13 protein-coding genes are annotated in these 22,441 nt (G+C 45.4%); 3 read left to right on the forward strand and 10 right to left on the reverse strand.

The genetic code is table 11. From position 1 onward, the window contains the following. The gene (locus EWU21_RS03795; RefSeq protein ID WP_130895482.1) at positions 1 to 1,530 is read right to left on the reverse strand and encodes an acyl-CoA synthetase; all 1,530 of its coding nucleotides are present in this window, start codon (positions 1,528 to 1,530) and stop codon (positions 1 to 3) included. Positions 1,531 to 1,717: 187 nt separating this feature from the next. Then, entirely contained in the window at positions 1,718 to 2,800 is a 1,083-nt protein-coding gene (gene recF / locus EWU21_RS03800) for a DNA replication/repair protein RecF (protein ID WP_130895483.1), read from the reverse strand. A gap of 114 nt (positions 2,801 to 2,914) precedes the next feature. On the opposite strand from recF, the gene pdhA reads away from it, so the two are divergent. After that, positions 2,915 to 3,925, forward strand: a complete 1,011-nt coding sequence (gene pdhA, locus EWU21_RS03805; protein ID WP_130895484.1) for a pyruvate dehydrogenase (acetyl-transferring) E1 component subunit alpha — start codon at positions 2,915 to 2,917, stop codon at positions 3,923 to 3,925. Positions 3,926 to 4,382: 457 nt separating this feature from the next. On the opposite strand, the gene EWU21_RS03810 is transcribed toward pdhA, so the two are convergent. Continuing rightward, a complete protein-coding gene (locus EWU21_RS03810; protein ID WP_130895485.1) occupies positions 4,383 to 4,751 on the reverse strand; it encodes a four helix bundle protein in 369 nt (122 codons plus the stop codon). A gap of 185 nt (positions 4,752 to 4,936) precedes the next feature. Here EWU21_RS03810 and EWU21_RS03815 point away from each other — a divergent pair, with 185 nt between their 5' ends. Continuing rightward, the gene (locus EWU21_RS03815) at positions 4,937 to 5,602 is read left to right on the forward strand and encodes a 5-oxoprolinase subunit PxpA (RefSeq protein ID WP_130895486.1); all 666 of its coding nucleotides are present in this window, start codon (positions 4,937 to 4,939) and stop codon (positions 5,600 to 5,602) included. On the opposite strand, the gene EWU21_RS03820 is transcribed toward EWU21_RS03815, so the two are convergent. The 3 genes from EWU21_RS03820 to EWU21_RS03830 are packed head-to-tail and all read right to left on the reverse strand — an operon-like array spanning position 5,599 to position 11,391. Beyond that, positions 5,599 to 8,076 (reverse strand): TonB-dependent receptor, encoded by a 2,478-nt coding sequence (locus EWU21_RS03820; RefSeq protein WP_130895487.1) that lies wholly within the window; start codon positions 8,074 to 8,076, stop codon positions 5,599 to 5,601. The genes EWU21_RS03815 and EWU21_RS03820 overlap by 4 nt on opposite strands. Positions 8,077 to 8,096: 20 nt before the next feature. Beyond that, entirely contained in the window at positions 8,097 to 9,431 is a 1,335-nt protein-coding gene (locus EWU21_RS03825; protein WP_130895488.1) for an FAD-binding protein, read from the reverse strand. 37 nt (positions 9,432 to 9,468) lie between these two features. Next, a complete protein-coding gene (locus EWU21_RS03830; protein WP_161566469.1) occupies positions 9,469 to 11,391 on the reverse strand; it encodes an FG-GAP-like repeat-containing protein in 1,923 nt (640 codons plus the stop codon). Positions 11,392 to 11,455: 64 nt separating this feature from the next. Here EWU21_RS03830 and EWU21_RS03835 point away from each other — a divergent pair, with 64 nt between their 5' ends. Further along, positions 11,456 to 12,985 carry an ADP-ribosylglycohydrolase family protein gene (locus EWU21_RS03835; protein ID WP_130895490.1) on the forward strand — a complete coding sequence of 510 codons (1,530 nt, stop codon included), beginning with the start codon at positions 11,456 to 11,458 and terminating at the stop codon, positions 12,983 to 12,985. Between the two features lie 2 nt (positions 12,986 to 12,987). Here the strand turns inward: EWU21_RS03835 and EWU21_RS03840 are convergent, their stop codons facing one another. From EWU21_RS03840 to EWU21_RS03855, 4 genes are all read right to left on the reverse strand, one after another. Next, entirely contained in the window at positions 12,988 to 16,752 is a 3,765-nt protein-coding gene (locus tag EWU21_RS03840; RefSeq protein ID WP_130895491.1) for a beta strand repeat-containing protein, read from the reverse strand. Between the two features lies 1 nt (position 16,753). Beyond that, complete coding sequence (locus EWU21_RS03845; RefSeq protein ID WP_130895492.1) at positions 16,754 to 18,787, reverse strand: hypothetical protein; 2,034 nt, start codon at positions 18,785 to 18,787, stop codon at positions 16,754 to 16,756. A 220-nt stretch (positions 18,788 to 19,007) separates the two neighbouring features. Further along, the gene (locus EWU21_RS03850; RefSeq protein WP_130895493.1) at positions 19,008 to 21,641 is read right to left on the reverse strand and encodes a beta strand repeat-containing protein; all 2,634 of its coding nucleotides are present in this window, start codon (positions 21,639 to 21,641) and stop codon (positions 19,008 to 19,010) included. Positions 21,642 to 21,666: 25 nt separating this feature from the next. Continuing rightward, on the reverse strand, positions 21,667 to 22,269 hold the full coding sequence (locus EWU21_RS03855) for a hypothetical protein (RefSeq protein ID WP_130895494.1): 603 nt from the start codon (positions 22,267 to 22,269) through the stop codon (positions 21,667 to 21,669). Between the last annotated feature and the right edge of the window lie 172 nt (positions 22,270 to 22,441).

Here is a 22,441-nt window from a genome sequence, read left to right on the forward strand (position 1 = left end):
TTAGTTTTTGATTAGGTTAACGACGTCTTTTTTCGTGACTTTGCCCATCGCGTTGCGAGGTAATTCAGGCAAACGGTAGTACGCCCGAGGGGTTTTATACGCGGGCATTTGTTCGCGCATCCAGGCATTTAAGGCTTTCGTGTCGAAATCATCTTGGCAGACAATGGCGGCGCTTACGAGTTCGCCCCATTCGTCATTTTCGACGCCCACGACGCAGCAATCCTCGATTCCGGGGTAGGTGCGGAGAACTTCTTCGATTTCCAAAGCGGAAATTTTATAGCCTCCAGATTTAATGATGTCGACGGAGTTTCGGCCCAAAATCCGGTAGCCTCCCAGCTCGTCCATCGTCGCGATGTCCCCAGTTTTGAAGAAACCATCCTTGGTAAATGACTCCGCGGTGGACTCTGGTTTTTGCCAGTATTCATTGAAGACGTTTGGCCCTTTGACCTGAATCTCCCCTATCTCTGTACCCGGAATGACGTTATCTTGTTCATCCGCTAATCGCACTTGAACGCCCGGAAGTGGATATCCCACGTGACCCGGCACACGAGGGCCATCGTAGGGATTACTCAAGGCCATCCCGATTTCGGTCATCCCATAACGCTCCAAAAGGCTATGTTCACTAATCGTCTTCCAGCGCTCCATCACGGAAACCGGTAACGCGGCAGAACCCGAGATCATGAGTCTGAATTTGGACATAATGTGGGTCATCTCTTTTTGGTCCACCTCAGACAACGATTCCCAATGCGTAATCAACTTATAATAGATGGTCGGAACGGCCATAAAGACGTTCAACTGACCTTTTTTAAAGATATCAAACAGCGCTTCCGCCGAAAAACTAGGCAAAAACTGGCAAGTCGCCCCCGCCCAAAGCGAGCAAGAAACGATATTAATCACCCCGTGAATGTGGTGCAGCGGCAAAATACAGATCGAATAATCCGCCGAAGTCCAACGCCAAGCATCGATCAAAGTCGAAATTTGCGCATTCAAATTCGCGTGAGTGGACACCACACCTTTGGGCAAATTCGTCGTACCAGAGGTGTAGAGCATCATGGCGCGGCGGGAAGCAGAAACAGTCGGGAGTCGATAGTCGAGAGTCGCTAGTCGAGAGTCGATGGTCGTCAATTGGGAGTCGCTAGTCGCTAGTCGAGAGTCACTAGTCGTCAGTAGACGTAATCCTAGCTCTTCGCATAATGGTTTGAGTAATTCTTCGAATTCCGGGGAAACGACCACGATGCTCGAGCCAGAATTCTCAATCGTATAGCGCAAAGAGGGCAACGGGTAGGTCAAACAAAGCGGAACGGCCACGCCGCCAGCACGCCAAATCCCCCACTGCACCCGCACATAATCAAAACCAGGGTTCACCATGTAGGCGACTCGGGCTTCATTTAGGTCTGTATTTTTATCTAATAAGGTCGAAGCGAAGGCTTTCGAGGCGTCTAAAAGCTGTGAATAAGTATAATTTGTACCATCCGAAATTATGGCGGTCTTCTCCAGGTGCTTTTCAGCTTGGGCAAAAATGGATATCATGAGGTTGAATAGGTTTGTTCAAAGATAGGGAAAGAATGGTAAATGGAGGATAGTGAATGGCAAGAACAATGGTAAATGGTGAATGGTAAATGGTAAATGTGCGACTGCGGTTCAGAATCAAAGAGTAAAGTTCATTGGGAATCATTTACCATTCACCACTTACCATTCACCATTTTAAGAAAGCTCCCTACAAAGAGATATAATGTATATTCCCCTTCAAATCTTTCAGCAATTTCTTGGTCCTTTCCGGTCTGGCATCGGTGATGAAGACTTGGCCAAAGTGTTCTTCGGCCATCATTTGGACCAAACGCTGGATGCGGCGGTCGTCGAGTTTGTCGAAGATGTCGTCGAGGAGCAAGAGGGGTTTGCGGGGTTTGGCGGCTACGAGGGAGTCGAATTGCGCTAGTTTTAGCGCGACGACGAAGGATTTTTGCTGCCCTTGGGAGCCAAATTTGCGTAAGGAATAGCCATTGATTTTAAAATCAAATTCATCTCGATGAATTCCGATGGATGTCCGCTGCGCGGACAAATCCAGCGGTTCCGCGGCGCGAAGCGCCGCGTCAAAGCCCCCAGCTTCGAAAGTGGTTTCGAGCTGAATATCGACGTCCTCGCGGTCGTCTGAAAGTTTGGAATAATGAAACTTGAAACTAGGCAAAAAGACCTCCAAGAATTGCTTTCTAGCTTTTGCCAGCGATTCCCCCAGTTCTACTAAGGGTGCGTGGTAACTATCTAAATGGAGGCGATCGACCTGACCGCGTTCTGCAAATTGCTTTAATAATACGTTGCGCTGCTGGACGATACGGTTATAGCGTAGTAATTGATCCAGGAAGTTGCGGTCAAGCTGGGACATCATGCCGTCAAAGAAACGGCGGCGCTCTTCACTTCCCTCGCGCACTAAATCGGTATCATGTGGATCCATTAAAACCACCGGGAAGTGGCCAATGTGGTCCGCTAAGCGGGGATAGGGTTTGTCATCGCGGAGGAATTGCTTTTTGGCCCCCTTCTGAAAAACACAAGTAATCTGGGTTTCGCGATCCTGGGTATCAACAAAATCCCCCTGTACTCGAAAAAATTCTTGTGTATGTTTGATGCAAAGCTGATCCGAAATTCCCCGCGCACTTTTCGTCATCGAAAGGAAATGAATCGCATCCAAGAGATTCGTTTTACCAATGCCGTTCTCCCCCACAATGCAATTAATCTCCGAAATAAAGCTGAATCTAGCCTCCTCATAGGATTTAAACTGATTAACCTGAAGAGATTTGAGGTGCATGGATGTAGGAATGCGATTAAAAGCGTGTAAAAATAAAGATTTTGTACTAATTTTGCAGGCATATAGGCTGGAATTAATGCTGGCTTACCGCTTTAAAAATATTCTATCAAGAAGATGGCAAAGAAAAACGCAGACGCGCCCAAGTATTCTAAAGAGACTTACAAGTATTGGTACGAATCCATGCAATTACAACGCAAATTCGAAGAGAAATGCGGTCAGTTGTACGGAATGCAGAAAATTAAAGGCTTTTGTCACTTATATATTGGACAAGAGGCTTGTTCTTCTGGTTCCAAATCTGCCCTGATTGAAGGTGATAAATACATCACAGCGTATCGTGATCACGGTATCCCTTTGGCCTTAGGAACCTCTCCTAACGCAATTATGGCGGAATTATACGGTAAAATCACCGGCGCTTCTAAAGGAAAAGGTGGCTCAATGCACATCTTCGATAAAGAAGTAGGTTTCGTAGGAGGCCACGGTATCGTAGGCGCCCAAATCCCGATGGGAGCTGGACTTGCCTTCGCCGAAAAATACAAGAAAACAGGTAACGTATCTATCACGTATTTTGGTGACGGAGCTACTCGTCAAGGTGCTTTACACGAGGCATTTAACATGGCGATGCTTTGGAAATTACCGGCAATTTTCGTCGTTGAAAACAACGGTTATGCGATGGGTACTTCCGTAGAACGTACCTCTAACGTAACCGAATTATACAAAATCGGTGAGGCATATGATATGCCATCGGAGCCAGTAGACGCGATGAATGTGGAAGCGGTCCATGAGGCAGTTTCACGTGCTGCAGCTCGTGCTCGTGCAGGAGAAGGTCCTACTTTCTTAGAATTCAGAACATATCGTTACAGAGGTCACTCCATGTCTGATCCACAGAAATACCGTTCTAAAGAAGAGGTAGAGGCTTACAAAGACCGTGACCCAATCGAACAGGTGAAGTACACGATCTTAGAGCACAATATCTTAACGCAAGCAGAATTAGACGAGATCGATGCTAAAATCAAGGTTCTAGTTCAAGAATCAGTTGATTTCGCAGAAACATCTCCATTCCCAGATAAATCAGAGGCTTACAAAGATGTGTATGTCGAAGAGAATTATCCTTTTATAGAAGAGTAGGCGCTGCTCCGCAGCTAAGTCGCCTGCGGCTTAGTCACGACTTTGTCGTTTAGTCGCTGCTTCGCAGCCTAGTCAAAAAGTCGCTGCTTCGCAGCTTAGTCGACTTCGTCTTAGTCATCGCTTCGCGATTTAGTCATTAAGTAAAAGCTCATTCGCAAAGTCGGATGAGCTTTTTTGTTGCTTTTCAATTAGTTGATAAAATGGGATGGGAGATATAATCAATTGAAAAATTAATGAGTACCTTTAACGAAGGTTTAATAGTATTAAAACCCCATCTCATGAAAAAAGACATCATTTTAGGCTAGGCCTACCAGAATTTTAAATGAACGAGCTTGTGGAAACGCAGGCTTTTTTTACGTCGCTTCGCGACAGTCGTCCTACGGACTAAGTCAGGACTGCGTCAGTCACTGCTTCGCAGCTTAGTCGACTCCGTCTTAGTCATCGCTTCGCGATTTAGTCAATTCAATCGATGGCCGCTTTTATCAAGAATTCGAATGAAACCTTTAATCAGTAGAGAAATTTCAACCAGATCTTTTTGCAATTGATTAGCCTGTTCATGTGTTATATAGTTTAACTGGCAAGCAATATAAAGCATCGATTTTACCTCACTAGATGACCCTAATGCAATAAACAAAAAGCGTCGAAAATCCGCATCTGAACCTCTTTCAAAACCCTCCGCTATATTATTAGAAATGGAGATTGCAGCCCGCTGGATTTGGTTTTTAAATCCGTAATCTACATTTAACTGAAGTACTTTATAAATCTCAATTGCGACGATTTGAGACTTTTTCCAAGCCTCAATTTCTTCAAAATGGTATATTCTCATAATTCATCAAGATTACACGATTTTTAATTATTATTGTAACAGCAACTTGATAAACGACTAAATCGCGCAGCGATGACCAAACGACGCAGTCGTGACTAAATCGCGCAGCGATGACCAAACGACGCAGTCGTGACTAAATCGCGCAGCGATGACCCTTTGACTAAGCTGCGAAGCAGCGACTAAATATGACTCTAAACTGCGACCTCGGCGAAGGCATTGGAAATGATGCCGCACTCATGCCCTACATCAACGAAGCAAATATTGCCTGCGGATTTCATGCCGGGGATGCGTTTACGATGCGCGAAACGGTAGCATTATGTATTCGCCACGGAGTGAAAATGGGGGCGCATCCGTCCTATTTAGATCGAGAGAATTTTGGGCGAAAAGAAATCGAACTGAGCCCAGAGGAGATCTATTTGCTGGTGAAAAAGCAGATAGAGACGCTGAATCAAATCGTAAAAACTGCAGGTGGAACGCTAAATCACGTGAAGCCACACGGTGCTTTGTATAATACTTCGGCTAAAAATCCTGATGTCGCAAAGGCTATTGCGAAAGCGGTAAAGGATGTGAGTGGAGACTTAATCTTATTCGGACTGAAAGGCAGCCAGTCGATCGAGGTCGCACAGGCAATGGGTCTACAAACAGCAGAAGAGGCTTTTGCCGATCGTCGCTATGAAAGTGATGGTTCCTTAACTCCACGCAGCCAACCAGGGGCTTGCTTTACAGAAATACAAGATGTGCTAGATCAGGTGGAAAAAATAAAGGCCGACACCTGGTGTATCCACGGTGACGGCCCACATGCGTTAGAGTTCGCGAAAGCACTGAAAGCGAAGCGCTATACAAAGTCTTAAAACTCCACAATAAATCCAATCGTAGGTGTTACTTGCGCCCGATCATTTAAGAACTGGATCGGAATGGCGTTGCTCCCGTCTTTCGCAATAGGTAAACCATTCGTCGTCGCAAAGGCTGAATTATCCTCTAAACGTTTGAAAGTATACGTGGGAATTCCTGGATTCACGGCGATGTACCAGTTGGTCACGTCTAAGAACAAATCGATGGTCGTTTTCTTCAAATTGTATTTCTTGTCGATACGGACGTCACTCGAATGGAAGTTCGGTAGACGTTGTGTATTGAGACGCGAGTAATCAAAGGTTCCTTGGCCTAAAGTCAGGTAACTTGACTTAGATGTGGTTTCATCATAAGGTGTGTAGGGTGCGCCTCCTTGGTAACGAAAACGAAGACCTAACTCCCAGTTGCGCGGGAATTTATAGCCCCATGTCACACTTAACAAGTGTTGGTTATCCCAGCTGGAGGCGATTAAATTGCCATCAAAACCACTGTACATACTGCGGTAATAGGTGTAAGACAAGATTCCGAACGATTTGTCGGTCAATTTCTTTTGGGCGAATAACTCAAAACCATAGGCACGACCTTTACCCGTAGTCGTGACATCTTCGTTACCTAGAATGTTGAAGTCTCCCCCTAAATTTGCTAAAGATATCCCCTTAGCGTTTGAAATAGGCACATTCGCATATTCCTTCACGAAGGCTTCCGCCGTGAAACGCAAAGATTCATCGTGTAAGTATTCTAATCCAGTTACATAGTGTTCACTTTGCTGGTATTTCGCGTCTTGATTCACCAGGCTAGGCTGAAGAAGCGCAAAGCTAGAACTCATCAAGTAATAAGGGGGTCTGGTAGCATAACCTAAAACCGTATACGGCGCTAATTTAAAGTAGCGACCCACGGAAGCATTTGCGGTCCATTTTTCAGATAATACATAGCTAGCTGAAACACGAGGAGAGATCGTTTCCAAAGGGTCCATTCCCGTCGTTGTGAAGCTATTCATATCGGTACGAAGGCCAGCGCTTAGACCTAATTTGGCGTCAAAAAAGGTCTTCGAAACTTGTGCAAACGCACCGTATTTCCAGAGCGAATTCAACGGGCTTGTATATGAAATAGTGGTCGTAGGATAAGCTAAACGCACCGCAGGACTCGCCGTCGTATTATTCAAAACTTGGTAGGTACTATTCGCATATTCCACGAATTGCGCAGAAAGGCCATAGTTGATCTTCCAGCCATTGGTATTTTTGTTCACATCCACGCGCAACTTATTTTCCGTTTCGCGTGAGGCATAATCAAAGTTTAATTGCGACGGATCTTTCTTTAAATTGTCCTCATAACGCAAGAAATTATTGTCAAACACATTTCTTGAAAGAGCGACATTCACATAGCCATTATCCAATAACTTCTTCAACGACATCCCCAGCGTATAATTCCATTGATTGATCAGCGGATTTGAATTATAAATATATAATTTCTCTGGCGTGGCTTTTTTTAGTGTCCCAAAAGAGAAGTCATCAATCGCCCCCAATCCCATCAACGACAAGGTGGTTGTTGAATTAATTTGCTTCGTGATTTTAAACTGTCCGTCCCAGAAATTTGGGCGAATGGGAATGTCTAAAGCTTGAAAAAGGAACTGCAAATACGAGCGGCGAACAGAGGCTAAAAACGTGGTTTTACCTGTTTTAGAAAGTGGCCCCTCTGTCGTTAAAGCGAATTCAGTCGCACTTAGACGCGCATTTCCTTGGAATTTATTGGGGTTCCCCGTGCGTTGTTTGAACTGAAAAACAGAACTTAGGGTGTTGTCATAACGCGCATCAAAGGCCGAAGAACTCAACTTCACATCCTCAATGAAAGACACGTTTAGCATTCCCTGTGGGCCTCCACTGCTGCCTTGGGTTTGGAAGTGATTTAATACGGGAATTTCAATACCGTCTAGGTAATAGACGTTTTCGTTCGGGCCTCCGCCACGGATGATGATATCATTTCTGAAGCCTCCGCCTTGTGGGCCTCCGCCTACGCCGGGTAGGGTTTGAATTACTTTGCTGACGTCGAAGTTTCCGCCTGGGTTACTTTTGATTTCCTCTGCGGTTAAGCGCTGAACGCTGAGCGGGGATTCGAGGGTTGCGGCTTTAGCGGTGCGGCGGTTTTGGGTAACTACGACCTCCGTTAATTGTTGGTTTGATGGGAGTAATTCTATGTTCAAGAAATTTTCATTACCCGCATTGACAATCACGTTAAAAGCGGTGTATTTCTCATAGCCTACTGCGGAAAAGGAAATATTATAGGTTTTTAATGCCAAACCTGTTAAACGAAACGTTCCCTTATCATCTGCATTTACGCCTTTTGTTGAACCATCGAGCGATACAGAAACTCCAGCAATCGGTTTTTGGGTTAATTGATCAACGATTTTTCCAGAGATGCGTCCGTTGTTTTGGGCCAAAACCGAAAAAGAAAACAAAAACAATAAAAGGACATTTTTCATCATAGGCAGGTAACCACTAACTAGCTATAAATGTTTCGCTGCAAGAACGCATTTTTCCATTTACCTTGTGGATCCATTTTCTTCGCTAGGGCTAAGAAATCCTTGAATTTAGGGTAACGACTTTGCACTTCGGCAGCCGGCATGGTGAAGATTTTACCCCAATGCGGCATCGCGCCCAATGGGCTTAATTTTGCCTCCACCTGTGGAATTACCTTCATCACTTTCTCCACTTCTTGCTTCCACGTGAAGTGGATCGCGATCACCTCTTTTTTATATGCTGGACTTAACCACAACTCATCCGCCGCTATGCTGCGCACTTCTGTCACAAACAAAACGGGTGAAATGATCTCGTGCAAGCTTTCCACTGCCATTATAGCCTTGTATGCATTTTCGCGGGGTACAAAAAACTCAGTTTGTAATTCAGCTCCATTACTCGGCGTAAAACCCATTTTAAAGTGAGGTAAACGCTCGTACCAGGGCCCTGGAACGCCCATTTGATCCGTGCAATTCACTGGGGAGTTGACCTTAATGGGGTGTAAATTTGTCGTCGCTGGGGTAGCACCGTAGAAATTCGTTTTAGGTACCACATCCCCTACTTTCTTCTTCACCCACACCTGGTTAATATTTTTATCGAGCCAGTGGGTGAACATACTCACACTATAGCCAGCAGCATAAATTTCGTCAAAATGATGCTCTAAAGCGCTCATAGGTAAATTTTCGTATACTTCTTGCGTCACTTGGAAAGTAGGCTGAATGGCTAGGGCTAGTTTTGTCACAATTCCTAGAGCTCCTATATTGACCACTGCCCCATAAAACTCCGGATTAGTTTGGTCAAATTGAACCAACGTTCCATCCGACTTCATTAATTCAATTGCTCGAACAGCCGAAGAAAGATTCCCCGTCTTACCACCAGAGCCGTGAGTCGCTGTAGCACAAGCTCCTGCCACTGAAATATGAGGCAATGACGCTAAATTATGAATGGCATACCCCCGCTCATCAATGTATAATCCAAGTGTGCCGTATTTGATTCCTCCTTCCACCCAAACCCACATTTTATCCTTATCTATCGACAATACCTTGTTTAGCTTTGACGTTGAAATCAAGGTTTCTGTGGTGTCAGCTACGGTATTGAACGAGTGCTGTGATCCAAGCGCTTTTCCCCCTTTAATTTTCAATACTTTGGCTCTCAATTCTTCTATTGTGGTCGGATAAACGACATTTTTAGCGGAATAACGTAGGTTACCAGCCCAGTTTGTGAGGCCTGTATCGGGAGTTTTAAATGAGCTACTAAAGGCTAAAATAGTGGACCCTAGCGCTAATAGGCTAGATTTCTGCAAGAATTCTTGACGATTCATCGAGTTTGATAGGTTTAGTTTTTTGAATTTAGCCAAATTAAGGCAAAATCAAAACCGTCTGCGTCACGAAACCTTTGGCAGACTCATATTTCAATAAATAATTTCCTGCCCCTGGCAACGGCGCAGGAATGCGCAAGGTTTCCCCTGCATCGACCGAAATCGCACCGCCTAAAACGCGTCCAGAAATATCAAACCACTGTAAAGTTCCTGCATTTTTCACTCGAATATTAATGAGCGATGTGGAAGGGTTAGGCCACACATACAATTCCTCCGAGGGAACGATAATGTCCGAGGTGTTTTGGAATAATTGTACTCCGCCAGAGGCTAATCCTACGACGATATCCACTTTACCATCGCGATTGAAATCGGCGGTGGTGATTTGCGCATTTTGGCCTACCTGAAAAGGCAAGCGTTGCACTTCCAATCCCAAACCAGATACATATAGATAACCAGAAGAGTCCACGGTGATTCGCTCTGCGTTGCCGTCACCGGTGATGTCCGCATAGGCTATACCTCGGAAAGAGGTTTCTTGACGCTGATAAGGTTTGGCCAAATCCGACCAATCATACACCCGTGTGCCCCCTAAATAATCCAAAACCACGAGTTCCAGCGATCCATCCTGGTTGATGTCATAAAGACGGGGCGTTTCGCGGAGACTCACCACATTCAAAGCCTTTTCTTCCCCCAGCTGACCCGCTGAATAGGCCCGATAATACACCGACGAACCCTTTACATAATACAGCATCAGGCGACCATTCACTACTTGTAATTGTACCGAGGAAGCTCCGGCAAGCGTTAAAAAATCCCTCGATTTAAACGACAGTACCCCATTCACATTTTCATAAAAAGTGACACTAGCGCTTCCAATCAACAAATCCAGATCGCCATCATTATCCGCATCATAGAACACAGGCGAGGCATTATCTCCCACGTCGATCATTTCTTCTTGTAAAAAGGCCTTGGTTTTCAACACCAAAGCGCCATTTTCAGACCGATAGTAAGACACCGTTTCCAAAGCCGGATTCAAATCTGGCAAATGAGACGACGCGATTAAATCCAGAATGCCATCGCCATCTAAATCGATAGGTGATCCGCTGGCAAGAGATGGAACGCTATGAGGTGCCCCGGTAGGAAAATTGTAATCGGCCGAACGGAACTTAGGTTTTGCACGAGTCCCCTCGTTTTTCATCCATAGAAAGCTAGAACAGTTCACATGCCCTATGATCAGATCATAAATGCCATTTTTATCCGGATCCCAAAGGGCTAACGTACTTCCGGCATGTTGAACCGCCGCTGTAGACTGAGTACTTAAAACAGATTCCGGAACCAGCCCGAACGTGATATCTTGGCAATCATTCAGATAGAAATTACCCCAATTCAAGGATTTGGTGACGTATTTCAAGTCTCCCGTATTCTCATAATACGTGATAAAATGCCCCGCAGATTCAAAGGCTAAAATATCCAAATCTCCATCCCCATCGATATCCGCAATGGCAGGAATATCCGTCGCACTGACGTAGATATTGATGAGGCCATTGAGGCCGGTTGATTTCAAAGTACCGAGTGATTTAGGGAAGTTATTACCTAGGTTCGGATATACCTGTATCCCACCCGGAGTGGAGGTAAACAGATCTTTGTCCCCATCTCCATCGTAATCCAACAAATTCATCCAGTTTTCGATGAGTGGAAAACGTTTTTGATAGCCGGGGGAATACGTAAAACCACCGGAGGAATTCCGTAAAAAAGTCTTCAGGTGTTGCGCACTGCGATCGAAAACCACGAGATCTTCCCGCGCGTCTCCATCGAGATCGAGGAGGAAAAACTGTACCGAATTCATTCCGCCAGCCCACGGATTCTTTAATCCGGTAACAGGGAGATTGGTGATTTGGTCAAAGGAGATTTGTTGCGCTTTCAAAGAAAGCGATAAAAGACACAGCAAGACGATCAGCCTTTTTCTCATCACCATAAAGGTATTCAGATTTTGAAAATAAAATGGTAATTTACAGGGATTAACCTGTCAAACTATGAAAAAAATAGCCTTCCTATGCTTGCTAGCCTTCGCGACACAAGCGCAAAATATCCCGATGAGCAAAGCCGTTTTGAAAGATAAAATCAAGGGAGGCTGGGCTGGCCAAACGATCGGCGTGACTTTTGGCGGACCTGTCGAGTTTCGCTATAACGGAACAATGATCAATTCCTACCACCCGATTCCGTGGTACGATGGCTATCTAAAAAATACGATGATTAATAATCCGGGATTGTACGATGATTTGTATATGGATTTGACATTCGTGGAGGTTTTTGAGAAAGAGGGATTGAATGCGCCTATCGAATCACACGCGAAGGCCTATGCGAATGCGGGTTATGCGCTTTGGCATGCAAATCAGGCAGGTCGCTATAATATCTTGAAAGGGATGATGCCTCCAGCGTCTGGATACTGGGAAAATAATCCGCACGCGGATTGTATCGATTACCAAATAGAATGCGACTTTGCCGGTTTAATGTCGCCAGGTATGCCCAATGCGGCTTCGAAAATCTCCGATAAAATCGGGCACATCATGAACTATGGCGATGGCTATTATGGTGGGGTGTATTTAGGGGCCTGCTATACGTTAGCATTCATTAACAACGACATTAACAAGGTCGTTGCTGAAGCTTTGAAAACCATCCCAGCGAACAGCCAATATTACAAATGCATCTCCGATGTCATCAAATGGCACAAACAATACCCGAACGACTGGACAAAAACCTGGTTAGAAGTCCAAAACAAATGGGCGAACGACATCGGTTGTCCGGACGGCGTTTTCGCTCCGTTTAACATCGACGCGACCGTGAATTCCGCGTATGTGGTGATAGGGCTATTGTATGGGAATGGAGATTTTGGCAAAACGATTGAAATCTCCACTCGCTGTGGACAAGATGCGGATTGCAATCCTTCATCTGCAGCTGGAATTTTAGGTGCGATGATTGGATACGATAAGATACCGGCTTACTGGAAATTAGGCTTACAAGAGGCGGAAGACATCGACTTCAAATACACCTCCACTTCGCTAAATGACGTCTATGAAATCGGGTTCAAGCACGCCTTGCAAAATATCAAAAATAACGGCGGAAGCGTTTCTGAAAACGCCGTAAGCATCCCATACTCTGCCCCTAAAGCGGTGGCTTTCGAACAAAGTTTCGACCATTCATTCCCTACGGAGAAGATTAACATCGGTAAAAACTTAACCGACGAATATGACTTCGACTTCGAAGGAAATGGCTTCGTGGTGCGCGGCGAAACCGCGAAATGGGCGTCATTAGATGCAGGGACTTTTGACCTAGAAGTCTTTGTAGACGGCAAGCTTTTCGAAAAAGTAAAACTCCCTGTGGCCTTCACAACGAGACGCCACGAGATCACCTGGAAGTATAAATTAGCGACCGGGAAACACCACGTGAAGCTGAAAGTGTTAAACAAGGTGGCGGGATATGACTGCAAATTATTCGATGCCATCGTCTATGCAGAGAAGCCATTTTTAGCGACGAATCAAAAGTATTTCAGATTAGGAAATTAATTTTATTTAGGGGCTAAAGGTAATAATTCCCACGTATTGGCAGCATAGGGCTTTGTCGTGGCAGTATAATACTTCGCCAGGCTTGCATTATAGAATTGATACCGAGCTAATTTGTAACTATCTAAATCATAACCCATAATCACGCGAACAGGATTAGCTACAGAGCCTAGTACCGTTGATAATACCGTACCAAAACGGTTTACTCCACCTATGAAAGCGCTCTGTTTTTTACCAAACACATTGACAAATGCAGTTGAACTAGCCGTGTGAGCGCCATAAGCCGTAAGTCCTACATCTGCTACCGTACCATCACTCACCACAAACGTCAGCAACGTTACGGAGGAAACATTACCCATATAAGAAAAGCGCATCGTATGAGCCGTATTGCCTAGGGTAATTGTTGCATTTTGTTCTGAGTTGAGTTTTTCAAAAGTTGTATTAAATCCCCCATCGTGTAAATTACCCCCCACTAAATAGAGATAACAGTAGGGAGGAAACGCTGAGGCTACACCTGCCCGCAAAGTGCCATCGTATATATAAGCGGTATACATTTGATTCACAGCACCTAACAAAAGTGTTCCATTTCCTCGTTTATAGAAGTATCGTCCAGAAATTACCCCCATCACGCCATCATTTGCTCCATGTCCTGACGTCACCACTGGATTATCTGCCGTCAAGTTCACCGTTCCCTCGCCTCCATATCGGCCGCCAGCCATTAATTTCCCATAAATACTCATCCCGCCTTTGCCACTCAATGAGATCGTGCCTCCGGTTCCTGAATTTTGAGTTGGATTTAGTATGTTTATGGCTCCCCCCACATTGATATCCCCATTTACATAAATAGACCCTGTATACGTGCTCATATTTACGTTACCTCCTTTAGTTAAATTAATCCCCGCAGCGTAATTTACCGGATTCGCATTCATGGAAATATCCGCATTTACATAGATATTTTCAGGCGTACCTATTACCAAAATTAGGGATCCTGCAATTCCAGCATACTCGCTAGGGTAACCCATAGAAATGGGCTGGTCGATATTTATGTCGCTAGCAGCGCTGATCTCCAGCGAATTAGTTCCATTGGGACCCCTATCATTATAGGTACTAAGAGGCGTATTCACATCGACTAACCCGGACTGCGTGCAGTCTGGACAGGTAGTTGCAATCTTAGGAGAAGTTTGCTTTATTCTCATAATCAAATCAATGTCTGCCACATTTATATTCGCGTTATCCGCTGTAGGGGTAAAATATACATATGGAACGCCGGAAAGAGTAGATATATTATCGCTCCATGTTCCCCCAGAGGTAGGGCTGGTCGTGAAACGAACATTGGAATTCCTGCCTACCGTAACTGCATTAATCACTAATTCGCCTGTGCTTAATTGTTGACAATTCTTAAGGCTGGTATAATAGGTAAATTTGACTTGTTCGTACTCTGACCGTTTTAGCAGTGGACTGGGCTCTATGAAAATTCGGCCACCGGTTCCGGCGCTACCAGCTGTGCCGAGCCAGCCTTTTATGATCAGGTTTTTGTAGTCCAAATATTGTCTAGGGCCAAATCGCAGCGTATGGGCATTAGCCCCTAATTCGATGGTGGAGCCATTGGCCAAAACGGAAACAGTACCCACGGTTTCTGAAAAACCTCCCGTTTGCAAACTCCCCCCATTAAATAAAAATGCGGAGCTATTCACAATCACTTCGGATGCCCCTAATAGGACAAAACCGCCACTTAAAACCGTTGCTCCGGTATAGCTATTTACGCTATTTAATGTCAGCGATCCCGTGCCATCTTTAATCAAACTCGTGGCTATATAGAGTCCAATTGGACTCGTCCCCCACGTATTCACCAGACTCCCGCTTCCCGTCAAACTACCATTCAAAAGGACATTTCCAGCTCCCCCTATGGTTAGGCCGGCGGCTCCTGCGCTAAGGTTCGCATTTATGTTTAACTGGCTGTTTAGATCCGCATTCATACGTGCGTCAACCGTCAAAGTAATTGTACCGTTCACGGCATTTATCCCAGCCACGCTTTGGAGTGCACCAGTCCCGAGGGGGCCTCTGCCTTTCAAACTTAGGGTATTGGGTATAGCAATCCCCCCCTGCAACTGCAGGCTTCCTCCCAGCGCCACGGTGACCGCGCCTGAACCTAAGGATCCGCTATTTCGAATGTGTACAATGCCACTCGAGACGGTCGTTGCTCCGCTGTAAATACCGGCAGAGAAAAGGGAAAAAGTGCCCATATTGTTCGTAATGCCACCTGTCCCTAAAGTTAAGGTTCCGCTGATCGTCATAGCTCCAGCGCCCGTCGTGACTAGGGAAACATTGCTTCCTGTCATCGTCTGCGTTAAAGAGAGGGTACCGGCGGTGCTATTCAGGGTGGTGTTTTGGCCTAAGGAGACGGGGCCATCCCAGCTATTATTCCCACTTTCGTTCGATAAGGTGACACCGGAGGCATTCAGGGCTAAATCCTCCGCCCCCACCTGGATGTTGTTGTACAAGGCTAATTTTCCAGACCCTCTGACGATCGTCCCTCCACTCGTACTTCCTAAGGAACGGCTGTTATAAATCGCTAGGGTTCCCGCGTAGATCGTGGTCAAACCGGTGTAGGTGTTCGCTTGGCTGTGGGTGGCATTTCCGAGGGAGAAAGATTCTCCGTATTTGGCCAAAGACAAAACGCCCAGCCCATCCTCTATCAAACCGGTATACACCGTATTCATATTACTCGAGCCCACCGTTAACGTGATATTCCCCGCTACGCTGCTAGTCACTTTACCATATCCATTTACACTGGCAATCGAACCAATCGTTTCCGAAACTCCGTTTAAATCCAAGGTCGTGTTTGCCCCCGTAAAAGTCAGCGTATTATAGTCCGGTAAAGCCGTCCCTCCGGCTAATTGCAAGGTTCCATCCGCCAGCTCAGAAGAGGTTACGGCATTGTTTGTCGCGCTTAACTTCAGGATTCCAGAACCCAATTTCTTAAAAGCTCCCCCCTTTATGAGGCCGCTTATACCATCATTCGCCCCGCCCATCGTTACACTTGTGTTTCCATCTAAAATCGTGATGGTCCCCGCAGAATACATCCTGCCCGTCGAAAATAAGGTCCCAGAAACACTCACGCCAGCTGGACCTTTGATGGTGATCGAGCCACCCGTTCCATTGTAGAGACCTGGATTTGTTAAATTAGTGCTCCCACTGCAATTGATATTCCCAGTCACTTTCACTGCCCCAGCCGTCGAATTGAGCGTAACAGAACCGCCCTCGTTTATAATTTCGGAAGCATAGGATTCCCTTACATTCGTCATCGAAATATCCGCTGTCACCGTTATGTTTCCAGATGAGTTGATCACTAAGCTTAGCGAACCTTTGTTTGTATTGCTAGAGGCGGTACTGCGCATCGAAATGGCATTAAGTATCGTTACGTCTGAGGCCGCGCTGAAAGTGAGCGTTTTGTTGTAGGTAGGGCTATTTTGGTTGTAGGAACTCAGCGTCGTATTAAAATCGATTTGGCCCAGCTGAGTACAGCCTGCACAAGCCGTATGAATGATGACGTTGCTAATTTTCACTCGCATTAAATCGTCTATTTCTGCCGTGCTGACAGTTGCATTGTCTGCATTAGGGGTGAAGGTATACGTCGTTTGGGTGGTGGCAGAGGATAATAGCGGCGACCAGGTTCCTCCACTCGTGGCACCGGCGATGATGGATAGGTTGCTATTTTGCGCTTGAAGGTTCAGTGCAAAAAACACGAATAGAATGAATAGCTTCTTCATCCTAGTACGAATAAACAAATTGAATGCGATCTCCTAGGGCAATCACATAGGAGCCATTGTTTGCGGTTACATAGGCCAAAAAAGGCGTAGGCGCCGTAGCCGTCGTCGTAAACGCACTCGTGGTCTTGTAGCTGTAAGCGTTTTGGCTGATCAAAATACCATTCACATACATCTTCAGCTTAGTGGTCGCCGTAGGCGTTTGCGTCAAAGTAAAATTCGTTTGACCAGCTGTTACCGCGACTAAATTCCCCGTGGAACCGGTGGCGGTGGTCTCGTCAAAACCGTCTCTCAAAGCGCTTGTCCAGCTTGCCACTCCGGAGGAGGTTAAACTCAGGACTTGACCCATGGCACCCGGGCTGGATGGAAACGTCGTTCCTCCCAGCGTTAACGTGCCGGTTAAACTCGAATTCACAAAGGTCTTGTTCGTCAACGTTTCCGTGCCAGCTAGCGTGGCCATGGTACCCGAAGTGGGAAGCGTAATATTCGTGACGCCCGCAATGTTTATCGTCGTGGAATAATTCCCAGAAGTCACGAGGTCGCCCGCTAAACTGATCGTTTTGCTACCATTGTTTATTCCAGTTCCTCCAAAGGCGGGGGAAATAATTCCTGTAATCGCGGCGCTTCCGTCGAAGGGGTAGCCGAAGATAGTTTGGGGGGAGGAAAGAGTGGTGGCGGTGTTTGCGGCAGTCGCGAAAGTGGCACTTGTCGCGGTCGATGCTGAGTTAGCTGTATTTGCGGTCAAGGCCGCTGTTGCGGTGCTCGCATTTCCACTTAGGTCTCCTATGAAAGTCGTTGCGCTTAGGGAGCTGAATCCGGACATGCTGGAATAGGTTCCACCTAAAATAGCGCTCGTAGAACCTAGGGTAATTTGATTATTGGCTAATTGGCCATTCGTAATGCTGGCGGTGGCGGAAAGATTAGCTGTGGTTAAACCGGTGGCTTGGATGGTGTTTCCAGTGAGTGTAATGCCTGAACCGGCGATTAAAGGGGTTTGGTAGTTTACTCCCGCCACTAATGGCACTTGATAGTCGACCCCAGAAACTAGGGGCACTTGCACATCAATTCCCGGCCGTAAGGGACTTTGATAATCCACCCCCGCTACTAATGGAGCCTGTACATCTAGTCCGATTCGAAGTCCTAAATTAGTTCGTGCCACAGCCGCGTTCGTAGCTCCTGTTCCGCCCTTTTCCAACGGAATAATTCCCGTTAACACCGCTGCATCCACCGGAATAGAAATATTAGACGACCCATCAAAAGCAACTCCATTAATCGTACGGGCCGTTTCTAAGGCCGTGGCTTTCGTAGCTAAATTGGCAGAGCTCGCCTGATTTGCGACGCTCGAATTCGCCGAACGACTATCTACATACTCTTTCACCGCCTTTACGGATGGATATTTTACCTGAGAAGTAGAATCTAAAAGAATCGAAGTGGATTTGTTTAGGAGGGATTCTTTGTTGTTTAATTGGGCCAAAACCAAGCCAGACACCGGCTTGTCCACATCCGCCGTGTTGTCCACATTACCTAGTCCTAAATTCGCACGCGCTGTCACGGCTGTGGTCGCACCCGTTCCGCCAGAGGTAAGCGGCAACGTGCCACTCAACTTTCCAGCCTCCTCTGCAAAATGCGCATAGGGTAAGTAATTTAGGCCGCGATTGCTGACCTCGGTGTATTTGGCACCCAAATCAAAACTCACTTGCGTCACCAATTTCTTCACCGGACCGCCCCAATTTAAACTGGCAAAAGTCCCGGCTGCACTCGTATTATCCCCCGCCCCTATCTCCAAATTAATCAGCCCATACGCATCCGTCTTCGTCTTGTGCAACTCCTCAAACTGCAAAGTGCTCCCCGCATAAATCCCAAACTTCACCCAAATATCCTTGTTCAAATACAGCTGCGCCTGAACCCCATTACCGGGTAATTCAATGGCGGCCGGATCAACAATCAAGGCCTGGTAATTAATCGACTTTAAAGGAGTTTGTGCCTGAGCACCATAGAAACAGCACAGCAAGGCTGCAAGTATGAAATAATTTTTCATAAGCAATCTAATAATAGAACAGTACAGATTGCTTATTAGTGGTTAAGAAGCAATACGAATATAAATTGATGGTATTGTGTTGAGAACAAAGGTACTAGGATTTTGCAGAGGGCAAAGGGGGAGAGGGGATTTTTTAATTTAGAACAAAAAAGAGAAGCCCGACTGGACTTCCCTTAAAAATATCAGGTGAAATTACTTGAATTTTACCTACCGATTTACATTAAAAAGTCCTTACTGAACGGACTAAAGCATGTGGTTGAGTATCTTTTGGTTTGTCAATCCAAGTTCCAGAATTGAAGTTCAAGACATTTAAAGCTCCACTATATGGCTCTGCAGCACTCCAATGGTCATCATTCGTCATTAGAAGAGCTACCTTAGCTTGATACATCAAATATAGCTCATACTTTGATGGCAATCGCCAATCCATAAAATTCTTCCCGTTTGTACTATGGTTTGTAGGAACAGCTATAGCATTATTTGCACCGTACCACGATATGCCACCCACATTTTGATTAGTCATTTCTGCCACAACTCCATGCTTCCCATCAGGAGTTACGTAAATTACATAACCTCCAAGGCTAGCATTAAGACCTACAGTATAAGTATCACCACCAGTTGAAGGTAAATTTGTCCAAGAAAGTACCCCACTTCCATCTGTTACCAATACCTGCCCAGCTGATCCATCCGAATTCGGATATGTAACGGCCCCGGCTGTTATTGTTCCACTGGTCTTCACATTCGTTACTGATGTATTTCCTAATTGAATACTATTACTTGCTGTCACTTGTGCTCCATATCCAAGAGCAGAGGCATTACTTAATGTAGCAGAAGAAACGTCAGCATCAGTTCCGATGATGGTATTTTGACCTCCGGATGTAATCGTCTGACCTGATCTCTTTCCTACACCCACATTATTATTTCCGGTAACATTAATAAGTGATTGATTACCGATAGAGGTATTTTCTTGGCCAGTTACTAAGGACATCATTGACTCTGCCCCTACCGAAGTATTACCAGAACCGGAGGTCATACTAGGCAAGTTATTGTAACCAATACTGGTATTATTATCCCAAGCGGTACCATTATATCGCGCCATCGCGAAAGCTCCAACAGCCGTATTTCGTTTACCATTTACATTAGAAGAACTCATTGCTCCTTGTCCAATAGCAACACTCTCATCATTGTTTCCAGTTCCGCGACCTACAGAAACACCATTGGCAGAAATATTTGAACTAAAGGTCTTTGACCCCGCTATGGTTTGATTTGTTGTCAAATCCACAAAGCCACCTGCTGCCGAAGTGACCTCTTTCGTTGTTGAATTATAATACAAAACATTCGACGTGGCTGTTGTGGAGCGAATTGGATTGACATAAAAACCCGCATTGGTTGGGTTTAAACTTGCCCCGGTTGCGTTCAATGCAATGCTATTAGCTACTTGAGCGTTGTTTCCGGCAAATGAACCAATGGCTACGGCATTTTGGCCTTGTCCATATTGACCTGCCGCAAAACCTAGCGCAACAGCTTGACTTGCTTGAGCTGATTGAGCTGTGTTACTACCAATGGAAACGCTATTAGCCCCTTGGTTTTGGTCCCCTGAAACATAACCAATAGCGACAGAACCTCCGCCTTGATTCCCTCTTCCGGCACCACCTCCAATAGCAATCGTGTTTGCATTAACACCTTGATTAGGCGTTCCCGCTTGAGAACCGATGGCGACATTATTACTTGAAAGACCTAAAACACCTCTTACGTCTCCTACGGATCTTTGGCCCGTTCCTCCACTTTCTATTGGAACAACACCCGTAATTTTATTTCCGGCTACCGATGCGATTTTGGCATCCGTCACTGCACTGTTCGCAATTTTAACTGTTGTAATTGAATTATCTGCAACACCAGATGAGGCTGTTGCGGCTGCTACAGCGGCATCAGCATAAGCAGTCGTCGCAATTTGTGTTGAATTCGTCCTAGGACTTGCCGTCGCAGCTCTCGCGATGCCCGTAAACGTAGGCGAAGCAAGAGGTGCTTTCGTACTTAAAGCTACTTGCGTAGCACTTGAAATAGGCTTTGACTCATCGGAGGTATTATCCACAGCACCTAATCCCACCATCGACTTCGTGATACCGGAAACGGTACCCGTAAACGTAGGGGAATTAATAGGCGCATAGTCATTTAAATCTGTCAAAGCCGCTTTCGTCGCTAGCATCGACGTATCAGCTGTAATGGCCATATGAGCTTCAAGCGCTGCTACCGTTGCTTTCAATGCCAAAGCTGAATTGACATCCACCGCATTTGCTTTTAAATCTAGCGCTGCTTGCGTAGCTGTTGAAATCGGTTTATCAACATCTGCCGTATTATCCACATTCCCTAAACCTAAATTAGCTCTTGCGCCCACGGCCGTTGTTGCACCAGTTCCGCCGCCAGTAATCCCTAAGGTCGTACTTAATTTCCCTGCTGTTTCTGCAAATAAAGCATAAGGCGAATAGCTTAATTTTTGGTCAGACACTTTAGTATAAGAGGCTCCGTTATCGAAGCTAACAAATACTTGCAAGGATTTTTGATTCGCGTCCCAGCTTACCGCATTGAATGCTGTGCTAGCTACCGAACCGATCGTTAGGTTCACTAAACCATACGCATCCGTTTTAGTTTGTTGCACTTCTTCGAATTGGATATTCGTTCCGGAAATGATGACAAATTTCACAGAGACATTTCCATTGACTAAAGGCTGACCTGTAATGTCAGATCCGGGCAACTCGATGGAGGCCGGGTCTAAAACGACTGCTTGGTAGGATATTCCTTTTTGGGCATTTGCAACAACTGAAATAAATAATAGAACAAGGAGTAATAATTTTTTCATAGTAATAGAACAGATGATTGAGGGATTATTTTGTGGCTATTTTAAGGCCAAAACTAAAAGTAGAGGGAACGAAATTCAGTGTCGATGAACCGAAAGTGTTCGTATCTAGGTGTTGAAAAGAAGTGTAAACCGAAATCTGATCGTTGACTTTTTTCGTGATCGATAAGGTAAAACCTACCGAGAATTTCAGGCCGCTAAATTGATCGTCATCCGCTAAATCGAGGTAGCGGTTTTGTAGAAACTGAGTGCCGTTCATTAGGGTTTGGACGGCTGCTGAAGCTTTGGCAGAAACAGTCAAACCATGTAATCCCGTATAAGAGGGCCCGATGCCACCAGTCAAGCCCATAAAATCAGCTTGATAAGAAAAAGGGATGTTCTGTACATCGCCCACATTATTGTATTGATTGTAGGCCAAACCCACATCGTATACAAACGCCTTCGATAATTTATTCTCACGCGAGAGCGATAAATGAAGGCCAGAACTCGACTTCAAAAAATCAGGATTATTGCCTGAAGAATTCGTAAAAACGTATCGGGTGATGTTGTTTCCTGCTTCTAAATTCCAGGTTTGGGCCTGTAGCGAGGATACGAAAAATAAGGTGATGAGGAGGGTAAAAATGAATTTCATAGAACTTGATTTTAAATCTGTAAGAACAATATTAGTTCAATGAAGTACGGAAAAGAATTTTTAGAACACAGGACTTGTCCTAATTCCCCGAATTGAAACAAATCGTATTTTTTGCTCTAGACGCAAAAAATCCTCCGCCAAGGCAGAGGATTTCGCATGATTTGTAGATGAA

This window comes from Aquirufa antheringensis, assembly GCF_004307425.1.
Classification (GTDB): Bacteria; Bacteroidota; Bacteroidia; order Cytophagales; family Spirosomataceae; genus Aquirufa; species Aquirufa antheringensis.

Bases quoted from the DNA above. Each gene is read 5' to 3' on its own strand.
- EWU21_RS03795 (WP_130895482.1), bottom strand. From the start codon at position 1,530: ATGATATCCATTTTTGCCCAAGCTGAAAAGCACCTGGAGAAGACCGCC.
- recF (WP_130895483.1), bottom strand. From the start codon at position 2,800: ATGCACCTCAAATCTCTTCAGGTTAATCAGTTTAAATCCTATGAGGAG.
- pdhA (WP_130895484.1), top strand. From the start codon at position 2,915: ATGGCAAAGAAAAACGCAGACGCGCCCAAGTATTCTAAAGAGACTTAC.
- EWU21_RS03810 (WP_130895485.1), bottom strand. From the start codon at position 4,751: ATGAGAATATACCATTTTGAAGAAATTGAGGCTTGGAAAAAGTCTCAA.
- EWU21_RS03815 (WP_130895486.1), top strand. From the start codon at position 4,937: ATGACTCTAAACTGCGACCTCGGCGAAGGCATTGGAAATGATGCCGCA.
- EWU21_RS03820 (WP_130895487.1), bottom strand. From the start codon at position 8,076: ATGAAAAATGTCCTTTTATTGTTTTTGTTTTCTTTTTCGGTTTTGGCC.
- EWU21_RS03825 (WP_130895488.1), bottom strand. From the start codon at position 9,431: ATGAATCGTCAAGAATTCTTGCAGAAATCTAGCCTATTAGCGCTAGGG.
- EWU21_RS03830 (WP_161566469.1), bottom strand. From the start codon at position 11,391: ATGAGAAAAAGGCTGATCGTCTTGCTGTGTCTTTTATCGCTTTCTTTG.
- EWU21_RS03835 (WP_130895490.1), top strand. From the start codon at position 11,456: ATGAAAAAAATAGCCTTCCTATGCTTGCTAGCCTTCGCGACACAAGCG.
- EWU21_RS03840 (WP_130895491.1), bottom strand. From the start codon at position 16,752: ATGAAGAAGCTATTCATTCTATTCGTGTTTTTTGCACTGAACCTTCAA.
- EWU21_RS03845 (WP_130895492.1), bottom strand. From the start codon at position 18,787: ATGAAAAATTATTTCATACTTGCAGCCTTGCTGTGCTGTTTCTATGGT.
- EWU21_RS03850 (WP_130895493.1), bottom strand. From the start codon at position 21,641: ATGAAAAAATTATTACTCCTTGTTCTATTATTTATTTCAGTTGTTGCA.
- EWU21_RS03855 (WP_130895494.1), bottom strand. From the start codon at position 22,269: ATGAAATTCATTTTTACCCTCCTCATCACCTTATTTTTCGTATCCTCG.